The sequence below is a fragment of the Amycolatopsis echigonensis genome (assembly GCF_014174495.1).
GTDB lineage: Bacteria > Actinomycetota > Actinomycetes > Mycobacteriales > Pseudonocardiaceae > Amycolatopsis > Amycolatopsis echigonensis.
In genome coordinates this window covers 1-11,243 of record NZ_JACJHR010000142.1, presented here as the reverse complement: position 1 = coordinate 11,243, position 11,243 = coordinate 1, and the positions used below count along the sequence as shown (strand labels likewise).

Annotated in this window: 10 protein-coding genes and 2 pseudogenes; 4 read left to right on the top strand and 8 right to left on the bottom strand. The window is 71.4% G+C overall.

Features of this window, described 5'->3' with window-relative positions:
- Positions 1–119 precede the first annotated feature (119 nt).
- Positions 120–1,670: a S53 family peptidase gene (locus H5411_RS44175; protein ID WP_183127674.1), complete on the bottom strand. Its 1,551-nt coding sequence runs from the start codon at positions 1,668–1,670 to the stop codon at positions 120–122.
- A gap of 138 nt (positions 1,671–1,808) precedes the next feature.
- Between H5411_RS44175 and H5411_RS44170 the strand changes: the two genes are divergently transcribed.
- Positions 1,809–2,999: an SGNH/GDSL hydrolase family protein gene (locus H5411_RS44170; RefSeq protein ID WP_183127672.1), complete on the top strand. Its 1,191-nt coding sequence runs from the start codon at positions 1,809–1,811 to the stop codon at positions 2,997–2,999.
- Here the strand turns inward: H5411_RS44170 and H5411_RS44165 are convergent.
- Positions 2,986–4,284, bottom strand: a complete 1,299-nt coding sequence (locus tag H5411_RS44165) for an MFS transporter (protein ID WP_183127670.1) — start codon at positions 4,282–4,284, stop codon at positions 2,986–2,988. The genes H5411_RS44170 and H5411_RS44165 overlap by 14 nt on opposite strands.
- A gap of 178 nt (positions 4,285–4,462) precedes the next feature.
- Between H5411_RS44165 and H5411_RS44160 the strand changes: the two genes are divergently transcribed.
- Positions 4,463–4,984 (top strand): DinB family protein, encoded by a 522-nt coding sequence (locus H5411_RS44160; RefSeq protein ID WP_312878745.1) that lies wholly within the window; start codon positions 4,463–4,465, stop codon positions 4,982–4,984.
- 8 nt (positions 4,985–4,992) lie between these two features.
- Here the strand turns inward: H5411_RS44160 and H5411_RS44155 are convergent, their stop codons facing one another.
- Positions 4,993–5,862 (bottom strand): LLM class flavin-dependent oxidoreductase, encoded by an 870-nt coding sequence (locus H5411_RS44155; RefSeq protein WP_101440473.1) that lies wholly within the window; start codon positions 5,860–5,862, stop codon positions 4,993–4,995.
- Between the two features lie 14 nt (positions 5,863–5,876).
- Positions 5,877–6,779, bottom strand: a complete 903-nt coding sequence (locus H5411_RS44150) for an alpha/beta hydrolase family protein (RefSeq protein ID WP_101440474.1) — start codon at positions 6,777–6,779, stop codon at positions 5,877–5,879.
- A gap of 146 nt (positions 6,780–6,925) precedes the next feature.
- Between H5411_RS44150 and H5411_RS44145 the strand changes: the two genes are divergently transcribed.
- Positions 6,926–7,501 (top strand): TetR/AcrR family transcriptional regulator, encoded by a 576-nt coding sequence (locus tag H5411_RS44145; RefSeq protein ID WP_183127668.1) that lies wholly within the window; start codon positions 6,926–6,928, stop codon positions 7,499–7,501.
- 41 nt (positions 7,502–7,542) lie between these two features.
- Here the strand turns inward: H5411_RS44145 and ligD are convergent, their stop codons facing one another.
- Positions 7,543–8,532, bottom strand: a complete 990-nt coding sequence (ligD, locus tag H5411_RS44140; protein WP_101440476.1) for a non-homologous end-joining DNA ligase — start codon at positions 8,530–8,532, stop codon at positions 7,543–7,545.
- A gap of 89 nt (positions 8,533–8,621) precedes the next feature.
- Between ligD and H5411_RS44135 the strand changes: the two genes are divergently transcribed.
- Positions 8,622–8,963 carry an MmcQ/YjbR family DNA-binding protein gene (locus H5411_RS44135; protein WP_101440477.1) on the top strand — a complete coding sequence of 114 codons (342 nt, stop codon included), beginning with the start codon at positions 8,622–8,624 and terminating at the stop codon, positions 8,961–8,963.
- Between the two features lie 308 nt (positions 8,964–9,271).
- On the opposite strand, the gene H5411_RS44130 is transcribed toward H5411_RS44135, so the two are convergent.
- The 3 genes and pseudogenes from H5411_RS44130 to H5411_RS44120 form a co-directional block, all read right to left on the bottom strand.
- Positions 9,272–9,859 carry a YbaB/EbfC family nucleoid-associated protein gene (locus H5411_RS44130; protein WP_183127666.1) on the bottom strand — a complete coding sequence of 196 codons (588 nt, stop codon included), beginning with the start codon at positions 9,857–9,859 and terminating at the stop codon, positions 9,272–9,274.
- A gap of 278 nt (positions 9,860–10,137) precedes the next feature.
- Positions 10,138–10,437: pseudogene (locus tag H5411_RS44125) on the bottom strand (type VII secretion target); the annotation flags it as partial.
- 7 nt (positions 10,438–10,444) lie between these two features.
- Positions 10,445–11,243: pseudogene (locus tag H5411_RS44120) on the bottom strand (hypothetical protein); the annotation flags it as partial.

Sequence of the window (11,243 nt, the reverse complement as noted above, 5' to 3'; positions counted from 1 at the left end):
CATCGGGACCGGCCAGCACGATCGCCCCCCATCCGTCAACGACCGGTTGACCGGCGGGGGGAGGATTCGGACTCACGCTGGACGGGTTTTGAATTCGGCGCCGCCTCTTGACTGTCCATTCAGGACGCTTTGCCGCCGAGAAGCTTCTGCAGCGCCGCGCCGTCGGGTGTTCCCAGCCCGGTGCACGCGTCCCATCCCGCCGCGGCCGAGTACGCGCCGTTGCTGCCTTCGGTGACGTCGCGGAACCCCGGCTGTGCCTTGCCCGCGCCGACCCCGGCGTACAGCTTGCTGTGCACCAGCCCGAATCCGCGCCCGGCCGACTGCGCCAGCCTGGCCAGCAACGCCGACCACAGCGGCGAAACCGCGCTCGTGCCGCCGACGACGATCTGCTGTCCGTCGACCAGAACCTGGTACCCCGTCGCCGGATCCGCGTTCCCCGCCACGTCGGGCACGCCTCGGCCGGGCTTTCCGTCCCCCGCCCGCGTCGGCACGCCCGCGGACTTCTGGTAGTCCGGCACCGGGAACGCGTCGCTCACCCCGCCGCCGGTCGCCCCGCCGCCGGCGGTGTTCCAGACTGTTTCGGAGTTCACTGTGGACGGTGGGGTGCCGTCGAGCTTGGTGCCGCCGCAGGCGAGCGCGTGCGGGCTCGACGCGGGGAAATCGACGTGCTGCGCCCCGTCGGTTTGCCCGTCGGCGCTGCCGTTGTCGCCGGACGCGCAGCACACCGTCACGCCGAGCGCGGCGGCGTCGGCGAACGCCTGGTCCATCGCGCTGCGGGCCTGCGGCGTCCACTGGTCCTCGGACTGGCCCCAGCTGATGCTGACCGCGACCGGGGTCGGCGACGCGTGCACCGCGGTGCTCACCGCGTCCAGGAAACCCTGGTCGGTGTTCGGCGCGAAGTACACGATTTGCGCGGCCCCGGGGGCGAGCGCGCCGATCACCTCGATGTCCAGCGCCACTTCCCCGTCCGCCGAATTCGGGTCGCCGGTCGGCGCGTTCTTGCCGCCGTCGACCCCGGCCGCGGTCACCTTCGGTTCGGTGATCTTCAAGCCGGAGAAGTACTTCGTGAGGTCCTCCGGCTTGTACCCGCCGCCGAGTTCGATCACCGCGATGGTCTGCCCGGTGCCGTCGGTGCCGGCCGGGAACCCGTACAGCTGCCCGACCTGATCCGGTGTGTACCCCTTCGCGGCGGCTTTCTTGTGCCGCCGGAACATCGCCCGCGCCTGCGGTCGTTCGTCGAGGCCGAGGACGGCGACCACGACGTCCCCGAGCTCAGCGGGCACCTGGAGTTCCCCGCTGCGCGCGGCGAATTCGCCGGTCTCGCCGTAGCGGACGCGGTTCAGTTCGGTCTTGAACGCGGCCGTCATCGCCCGCGCCGGGCCCCGGACCGAAACGCGGCGCGAGCCCGCGTGCGCGTCGGTGACGGTGAGCCCGGCGTCGGTGAGGACAGTGCGCACCAGGTCGAGATCGTCGGCGGACGCCCCGTAGCGGTCGGCGAATTCCTCGGGGGCGAGCGGCTCGCTCAGCGCGGCCACGTCCAGCTCGGCACGCCGCCGCAGCACGACGGTCGCGGTGACGGTGGCGTCCGCGTCGAGCGGGCCGAGCACCTCGGCCTCGGCGAGCGCGGGACGCAGACTTCCGGATAGGGGTACCCACTGTGAGTCTGTCATCACTCCATGGTCGTCCCCTGGAGACCGGAACACCACCGTCGTATCCCCCGTCCGGAGGCAGAACCTGTCCAGTTTTCTGTCGACCCGATGACCGGGATCGCGGCTGCCGCGCCGCGCGGAGGCGCGCACAGTGTCTCCATGAAACGGATCCTGACTCTGGGCACGGCCGCCGTGCTCGCGCTGGGCGCGGTCACCGCGTCGGGCAGCGCCGAGGGCGATCTGGCCGCGCACGGCTGGGTCGGCACGTGGGCGGCGTCGCCCGCGGCCGCGGTGGCGAACACGCCGCAGGGGTATCCGAACTACTCGATCCGCAATGTCGTGCACACCAGCGCCGGCGGAAATCAAGCCAGGGTAAGGCTTTCCAACACCTTCGGCACCGCGCCGCTCACCCTCGGCCACGTGACGCTGGCCGTCGCCGCGGACGGCCCGCGCGCGGCGAGCGGCACGATGCGCACGCTGACGTTCGGCGGACAGTCCACTGTGGTCGTTCCGCCGGGCGCTGAGGTGCTGAGCGACCCGGCGTGGCTGCGCGTTCCGGCGGACGCCGACCTCCTCGTGACCACCTACGTGCCGACGCCGTCCGGACCGGTGACCTACCATCCGCTCGCCCAGCAGACGTCGTACTTCACTCGCGCCGGCGATTTCGCGGGCGAGGAATCCGGCGCGTCGTTCACCGAGCAAACCGCGGTGTGGCACTACGTCAGCGAAGTCGACGTACGCGGGCCAGCACGAGGCACCGTCGTGACGCTCGGCGATTCGATCACCGACGGCGCGCACTCCACTCCCTGCGCCAACCGGCGCTGGCCGGACCGGCTGAGCGACCGGCTGCACGGGCAGCTCGGCGTGCTCAACGCCGGGATCAGCGGCAACCGGCTGCTGCTCGACGGAGGCACCGCCGGCCGCAACGCGCTCGCCCGGCTCGCCGACGACGTGCTGACCAGCGGCGATGTCCGCACGCTGATCGTGCTGGAAGGCATCAACGACATCCAGCAGAACCCGCACCAGACCGACCCGGCGATGATCGTCTCCGCGCTGCGCCAGATCGTCGCGCAGGCCAAGGCACAAGGCATCCGGGTCATCGGCGGCACGCTGACGCCGTTCAAGGGCTGGAAGGTCTACGACCCGACGCTGGAGAAAACCCGCCAGGCGGTGAACTCCTTCATCCGGACCAGCGGGATCTACGACGGTGTCGTCGACTTCGACGCCGCCGTGCGCGATCCCGCCGACCCGCTCGCGATGCTCCCCGCCTACGACTCCGGCGACCACCTGCACCCGAACGACGCCGGATACCAGCGGATGGCCGACGCGGTGCCGCTCACTCTGCTGTGACCGGCACGAGCGGCTTGCGCGGGAACGCCAGCACGGCAAGGAGACTGAGCACGCCGACCCCCACCATGTACAGCGAGACGGACAACGAGGTCCCGGTCGAACTCTGCAGCGAGGCCGCGATCAGCGGGGCGAACCCGCCGCCCAGCACCGCGCCCACGGCGTAGGCGAACGACGATCCGCTGTAGCGGAACCGGGATTCGAACAGCTCCGAGAACAGCGCCGACTGCGGGCCGTACGTCGCGCCGAGGCCGATGTTCAGCACCACCACGGCGACGATCAGCAGCCACGGCTGTGCGGTGTCCACGAGCAGGAAGAACGGGATCGACCACACGACCAGCAGCACGGAACCCGCGAGGTAGACCGGTTTCCGCCCGACCGAATCCGACCAGATCGCCGCCGCGATGATGCTCGCGAGCCACACGACGCTGCCGACAATCACCACGACCAGCATCGTCGTGCTCGACAGCTTCAGCACCGAAGTGCCGTACGACAGCAGGTAAGCGAAGAAGATGTAGCCCAGCGCGGTGTTCGCGATGAAGCTGACCGCGGCGGCGAGCACCTGCTTCGGCCGCGCGCGCAGCACCTCCACGATCGGCAGCCGGCTGCGCGCGCCGGTGCTGCGCAGCTTCGCGAACACCGGGCTTTCCTCCACGCGCAACCGGATCACCAGCCCGACCCCCACCAGCACCAAGCTGACCAGGAACGGGATGCGCCAGCCCCACGACCGGAACTCGTCCGGCGACAGCGAACTGTTCACCAGGAAGAACACCAGCTGGGCGAGAATGAGCCCGGCCGGGACGCCGATCTGCGAGAACGATCCGTACCGGCCGCGTTTGCCTTCCGGCGCGTGCTCGACCGCCATCAGCGCCGCGCCGCCCCACTCGCCGCCCGCCGAAATCCCTTGCAGCACGCGGAGAACGACGAGCAGCACCGGGGCGATCACACCGGCCTGGCGGAAAGTCGGCAGCGCGCCCACGCCCGCGGTCGCGAGCCCCATCAGCACCAGGGAGGCGACCAGCATCGCCTTGCGCCCCACGCGGTCGCCGAAGTGGCCCCACACGATCCCGCCCAGCGGCCGCGCGACGAACCCGACGCCGAGCGTCGCGAACGCGGCGAGCGTGCCGGACGCCGGGGAGAGCGAAGGGAAGAAGAGCTTGTTGAAGACCAAGGCGGTCGCCGTGCTGTAGGCGAAGTAGTCGTACCACTCGATCGTCGTCCCGACCGCGCTGGCGAGCGCCACCCGCCGGATCCGCCCCGCCGTGTTCACTTCCTGCTCAAGCACCACTGCCGAGCCCCCTTCTCGTTCAGGCGCGTCATCTTGGCACGGCCACTCCCCTCCGGTCGACCACCGGAAGGCGGGTGCTTTGCCCGCCCTGCCGCAGGTCGGCGGTCTGCCCGGCGGCGGCGCCTGTCGCCGCGAAACTCGGTTCCCGCCGCGCCCGAGGGTGTGCGAGGGTCGGCCGGTGCCCGATTCCTCCCTTGCGCTGCTCCGCTGGCAGTTCGACCTGACGTGGTCGCTGTTCGACTACCACCTGGAGCAGCTCGAACCCGCCGATTTCCGCTGGGAGCCCGCCGCGCTGTGCTGGACGATGCACCGGGCCGAAGACGGAACGTGGACGCCGGACTGGGCCGAGCACGAACCCGATCCCGTTCCGGTGCCGACCATCGGCTGGCTGAGCTGGCACCTCGGCTGGTGGTGGAGCGTCGCCCTCGACCGGGTTCGCGGTCGGGAACCGCGGGAACGGAACGACGTCGCCTGGCCGGGCCCCGGCGAGCCGGCCGTCGCGTGGCTCCGCGGCCTGCGCGCGGACTGGCTCGCCGCACTGGACCGGCTCGCCGACGCCGACCTGGCTTCCGCCGTTCCGTTCTTCCCCGAAGACGACCCCCGGCGCACCCTCGGGCACCTGATCGCCTGGGCGAACGCGGAGCTGATGAAGAACGTCGCGGAGATCGGCCAGCTCCGCCTCCAGCGAGCCGCGCGCTGAGGAAACGGCTAGCCCGCCTTGGCGATCAGCTCGTCGGCGACCCACCGCGCGGCCCCGGCCGGATACGGCGCGGGAAGCCCGAGCACGACGTGGCTGAACCCGCCTTCGAGCGCCTGCCCGATCGCCGTCCGGGTGAGAGCGGGCTGGTCGTAGGACACCGGCAGATGGATCGAGCGCGTGATCTCCGCCGGGTCGCGGCCGATTTCCGCGCAGTACTCGTCCAGCATCGCGCTGCGCTCGACGACGTCCGCGATGTCGCCGCCGGGGATGTTCCAGACGTCGGCGTGCTCGGCGACCACGCGCAGCGTCGCGCGGGCCCGGCCGCCGATCACGAACGGCGGGTGCGGGCGCTGCACCGGCTTCGGGTTGCCGAACGCACCGGTGAGCTGGATGTGCTCGCCGGCGAAATCGAACGGCTTGTCCTCGGTCCACAGCTTCCGGATCACCGTGCACGCTTCGGCGAACCGGCCGACCGCGTCGGCGGTCTCCAGATACGGCAGGCCGTGCGCCTCGTACTCCCGGCGGGCGATCGGGTGGCTTGGCCGGGAGCCGACGCCGATGCCGAAGTCGAGCCGTCCGCCGGACACGACGTCGACGGTCGCGGCGATCTTCGCCAGCATCGCCGGCGGGCGGAACCGGTTGCTGGTCACCAGAAGCCCCAGCCGGAGCCGTTCGGTCTGCGCGGCCATCGCCGCAAGCAGCGTCCAGCCTTCGAAAATCGGCCCGTCCAGTTCTCCGGCGATGGGCAGGAGATGGTCGAACAGCCAAGCGTGCTCGATGGCGGGGACGGTGTCCGCCTCGCGCCAGACCTCCCGCAGCGAGGCGTACGTAGTCTGCATCGGCGCGGTCATGATGCCGAACCGAGGTCTCTCGGTCATCGGGGGAAGTCCTCTCACTCGTGGGATTCGACGCGGCCGAGCGGGCTGTCGGGGATCCCCGCCCAGCTGTCGTCGCCAGGGATGAGCGCGCTGCGGAGATACGCCGTGGTCAGCCGCTGCTGAAGGGCCACACGTTCGGGGCTTTCGTCGGTGGTCTCCGTGACCCCGTAGCCGGTGATGCCGCCGAGCGAATGCTCCGCGCCGAAGAGCGTCAGCAGGCTCTTCTCCCCCGGGCTGAGCCGGTACGCGTCGGTGAACCAGTCCGGGCCGCGCACCGACAGGGCCGAATCGTCTTGGTCTCCGGCGATGAAGAGCGCGGGTGCCTTCAGGCCGTCGAAATTCGGGCTCATGAACGGGAAATGCTCGGCAGCGAACGGCGACAGGTCCGCGCCGCCGATGCCGGTGAGGGCGAACAGAACCCCGGCGGACACTCGCGAATCGGTCAGATCCTCGCCGAGGCTGCCGTCCGCCTCGACGACGCGCGCGCCCAGCAGCATGCTCGCCGACTGCGCACCCCAGGAGTGCCCGGCGACGGCGATCCGGCTGTGGTCGACGCGCCCGCTCAGCCCGGGCAGAGCCGCTTCGGCGGTGTCGAGCTGGTCGATGACGTGCCGGAGGTCCTCGACCCGCAAGCGCCAGATGTTCGGCGTGCGCGGGTCTTCCGCGGGCAGTGCGCGGGTCCGCGAATCGAGGTGAGTCGGTTGCACGACAACGAATCCGTGCGCGGCCCAGTAGTCGACGAGCGGGGCGTAACCGTCCAGGGAAGAGCTGAAACCGTGGGAGAAAACGATCACCGGGAGGTCCTGTCCGGTGGCCGGGGCGGACACGCGCACCGGCAGGTCCTCGCCGCGGCCCGGCGCGTCGAGCCGCACCGGTTTCACCGAGACGACCGGAGCCGCGGGCTGTACTGCGGACATGGGGAATACCTTCTTTCGCCGTCCGGGCAGGAGGGTGTGGTGGCCGACGGCCCGGTCTGGCATCATGAGCAAACGGAACGTTGCTCCGGTAACTATACGGAACATGGTTCCGCTTGTCTACCGGCGGCACGCGGAGGGAGTGGCACGTGGGTGAGAACGCGGGGGCCCGCACGAAACGGGCGGACGCCCGGCGCAACGAGAAAACGCTGCTCGACGCGGCGGCGGCGGTGTTCGTCGCGTCCGGAGTGGACGCGCCGGTGCGCGACATCGCGGCCAAGGCCGGCGTCGGCGTCGGCACGATCTACCGGCACTTCCCCACCCGCGCGGACCTGATCATCTCGGTGTACCGGCACCAGGTCGAAGCGTGCGCCGACGCGGGACCGAAACTGCTCGCGGAGAACGAGTCCCCGCACGCCGCGCTCGCGCAGTGGATCGACCTGTTCGTCGACTTCCTCGTCACGAAACACGGGCTGGCCGGGATCATGCAGTCCGACCACAGCGGGTTCGAGGCGCTGCACGGATACTTCCTCACCCGCCTCGTCCCGGTGTGCACCGAACTGCTCGACGCCGCCGAGAAGGCCGGGGAAATCCACACCGACCTGGAGGCCATCCACCTGATGCGCGGCGTCGGAAACCTGTGCATCGGCGCGGAAGCCGACGACAGTTACGACGCGCGCCGGCTGGCCGCGCTGCTGATCACCGGGCTGCGGCAGACCGGCTGAGTTCTCGGACGGGTCTCCGTGAGCGCGCGGCGGTCAGCCCGTCACCGCTCCGGAACCTCGACCTCGTCCGGACGCCGTTCCGGCCGCAATCCCCGCCACGCCGTATGCCGCAGGCGTCCGTCCCCCGGGGTCAGGCGGCGGTACACGACCTCGCCGACCACCTTCGGGTCCAGCCAATGCGCGCCGCGCGCCCGGTCCCGCGGCACCGGCTCGGCGAACGGGCTTGTCTTGCGCTCCAAGGGAACGAGCTGCGCCTGAAGGTCTTTGAGCATCGCGTCGGTGAAGCCGGTGCCGACGTCGCCCAGGTACCGCAGCTCCCCCGACTCCGGGTCGTGCGCGCCGAGCAGCAGCGCGCCGATCGTGCCCTCGCGGCGGCCCTGGCCCGCGCGCCAGCCTCCGAGCACCACCTCGGTCGTCTGCACGAGCGGATGCTTGAGCCATTCCGGACTGCGCCGTCCCGGGTGATACCGCGACGTGCGAGCCTTCACCATCAAGCCTTCGAGCATCATTTTCCGCGCGACGTCCAGCAGGCCGGCCGGGGTCAGGCCGTCTTCGGCGAGGTCGCCGTGCCGGTACCAGGGCGTGATCGCGACCAGTTTCCGGTCCGGCGGTTCGATCTCGGCGAGCATCTCGCGGCGTTCCTCGTACGGCGCGTCGAGCAGGCTTTCGCCGCCGAGGCTCAGGAGGTCGAAAGCGAAGTACGCGACCGCTTTCCACGTGCGGTTCTGCAGGAGCCCGAAGTCGGGGCGGCCGTGCTCGTCCAGGGCGACGATCTCGCCGTCCAGTACCGCCGGGCGTCCCCCGAGCGCGTCGCCGAGCGCACCGGACAGCTGCGGGAACCTGGTGGTGAAGTCGTTGTCGTTGCGGCTGGTCAGCAACGTGCTCCCGTCGGGTGCGACGCGCATGGTCGCCCGGTAACCGTCCCATTTGAACTCGTAGGCGTACGCCGGGGAGTCGCGCAGCTTGCCGCCGTCGGGCGACGCCAGCATCGGCTCGATCGCAGGCGGCATGCCACCGGCCAGTTCGGACATTCGGGCACCTCCGCGCACCACCGTAAGCCGAACTCGCCGGATCCGCCGCCGTAAGATGGCCGGGTCCACGATGGAGGGGGCCAGGGCCGGTGCCGAGCACGGATTTCGATCGCATCATCCGCAAGCTGCGCGACGTCGAACGCGGCAGCGGCCGCGACTACACGTCGTTCAGCGTGCGCGGCAAGCGCTTCGGCTACCACTGGCCGCGCACGGACACGGTCGGGCTCAAGCAGACCATCGCGGAACAGCAGGCGCTCGTCGCGGAACGGCCGGACGTTTTCGAGGAGCAGTTCACGTCCGGCGGGTTCGGCTGGGTGGTGGTGCGACTGGGCGGCATCGAGGCCGACGAACTGGCCGAACTCGTCTACGAGGCGTGGCGGCTGTCGGCCCCGGAGGACCTGGCGGCCGAGGTTCCGCTGCCGCGGCTCTGAAAATCCGGCACCGCGCAACGGCCCGGCGAACTTCTTCGTGTTCTGGCGGTGTCGTGGCGGTCGGTGCAAGTGCTGGCGGCGTCCGGGGGCTCGTCGTGGGGGTGGTTCTGCGGTACCAGCGGGCTTTCCCCAGAGGGACCGGCGAAGCGGCCCTGCCTGCGCCCTACCCGGCCGAGTGGGGCGCGGCTGGCGCTGATCTGCCTGCGCTGTCTGGCCTGCTGCGAACAGACCCGGCACCCTGAGTCCACATCAGACTGTCCACAAACGACAGTGCGCCCCGGCCGCGAAGCCGGGGCGCACCGCCCGAGTCACCAGGGGTTGTTGTCCTGCTCGTCCGGGTCGATGCCGCCCGGGCGGCGGCCCTGCGGCGGCGAAGCCGGTCCGCCCGGAGCGGGCGGCGAAGCGGGCGGACGGGCCGCGCCTCCCGCCGCGGGCGGCGTCGCGGCGGGCGGCTCCGGTTCCGCGTCCGGGCCGTCCTGCTGGTCGGCCGGGTCCGGGTCGGGGTCCGGGAACCGGTTGCGGAGCGAATCGAGCATGACGGCGCGGGTGTCCGGGTCCTCGTCGCCGAGGCTGCGGCCCATGACCTCGGCCACCCGGTCGGTGATGCCCGACTGCGCCTTGCGCATGGTCTCGAGCACCATCCTGGAGAGCTCCTCCGGCGGGATGGTGCGCGTGCGGGAACTGAACACCAGGTCCGACACGACCCCGTCGGCCCCGACGGTGACCTTGACGGTCCCGTCCGGGCTCGTCGCGGTCAGCCGCAGCCGCTCGGTTTCCTGCTGGGCCGCCGCGTAGCGCTCCGCCTTGCGGGCGAACCCGGCCGCCCATTCGTCCATTCGCCGGATTGCGTCGTCGGGGTCCCTGATCAGGTCGCCCAGCCCACCCGCGCTGGTCATGCTTTTCGTTCTCCTCGAATCCCGTCGCCCGCGCCGCTGCGGGCGGGTCGTGTCCTCGCCGCGACCGGCACCGTCATTCCCTCGACGGTACCCGCCCGCCGCCGCGCCGCGAGGGCGCCACCGCCTCGCTACGTCTCGTCCGGCGCAGCGTCCCGGTTCACCCGCAACGAGGCGTCGACCCGTTCCTTCGGCTGCACCGGCTCAGCCCCGCCGGCCCGGAAGCGCTCCTTGAGCTCCGCGCCGTTCTCGTCGCTGAGCGGCCCTTCGGTCGCCACCTTCCTGAACGGCTTCGACTGGCCCTCGTCGCCCTCCTGGTAGGACTTCGCGGCGGTCCGCACGTTGTCGGCGGTCGCCTGGACGCCCTCGATCGCCCCGCTGATCGCTTCCTTGGCCTTCTCGCCGGTCGGGTTGATGATCGGCGGGAGGAACGCGCACAGCACCCCGTACGCGTCGTCGGACATCGCGTAGTTCGCCGCCTGCGCCGCGGTGTTCAGCCGGTCCACCAGGCCGTCCAGGTGGCTCGCGTGCGCCACGAGGTCGTCGGGTTCCACGCGGAACCCCTGTGCGCCTCCGCTCATCGCCGCCTCACTTCCAGTCCTTGTTCTTCCAGTCGCCGATCACCGGCGGGGCGACGACCTCGTCCGGCGCGAAGAACGACGGATCGTCCGACTCGACGAAGCTCGCGACCTTGTGTTCCTTGTCCTCCGGGCCTTTGCCGCCCTTGCCGCCGCCCATGGCTCCCATGCCGGGTGCGCCCGCGGTGCCCTTGCCGCCCGCCGCGCCCGAACCGGGACCGCCGCGCCCGGCGACGCCTTCCTCGGCCGGGCCGGAACCGCCCGCACCGCTGAACGCTCCCCCGCCGCCCTTGGCACCGCCGCCGCCCGCGCCGCCGCCGAGCCTGCTGCTGATGCTCTCGCCGTTGACGCCGCCGACCTTGCCGATGCCGCCGAGCTTCTCGCCGCTCGGCCCGGTGCCGCCCGGGAACAGCGGTTTGCCGTCCGGGCCGATCTTGCCGGGGTTGAACGGTTTCGGCTCGTACGGCTTGATCCCGCCGGGGCCCTCGAGGGACGGGGGCTTGAACGGCTGCGGCTTGTACGAGTTCGGCTTGTACGGGTCCCCGTCCTTGAACGTCGGCGGGGTAAACGCCGGCGGCGTGAAGTTCGTGCCGCCCGGGTTGCCGCCGCCGGGGATCGGCGGGATGTTCGGCGGGGTGAAGTTCGTGCCGCCGGGAGTCCCGCCGCCCGGGATCGGCGGGATGCTCGGCGGGGTGAAGCCCTGCGCCCTCGTCGAATCGGGGTCGGTGTTCGTGGCCGGGATGGGCGGGAGCGAACCGCCGGGGCCTCCGCCGCCCGGACCGCCGCCGGGGCCGCCTTCGGGGGCCCGT

Bases quoted from the DNA above. Each gene is read 5' to 3' on its own strand.
- H5411_RS44175 (WP_183127674.1), bottom strand. From the start codon at position 1,670: ATGACAGACTCACAGTGGGTACCCCTATCCGGAAGTCTGCGTCCCGCG.
- H5411_RS44170 (WP_183127672.1), top strand. From the start codon at position 1,809: ATGAAACGGATCCTGACTCTGGGCACGGCCGCCGTGCTCGCGCTGGGC.
- H5411_RS44155 (WP_101440473.1), bottom strand. From the start codon at position 5,862: ATGACCGAGAGACCTCGGTTCGGCATCATGACCGCGCCGATGCAGACT.
- H5411_RS44150 (WP_101440474.1), bottom strand. From the start codon at position 6,779: ATGTCCGCAGTACAGCCCGCGGCTCCGGTCGTCTCGGTGAAACCGGTG.
- ligD (WP_101440476.1), bottom strand. From the start codon at position 8,532: ATGTCCGAACTGGCCGGTGGCATGCCGCCTGCGATCGAGCCGATGCTG.
- H5411_RS44130 (WP_183127666.1), bottom strand. From the start codon at position 9,859: ATGACCAGCGCGGGTGGGCTGGGCGACCTGATCAGGGACCCCGACGAC.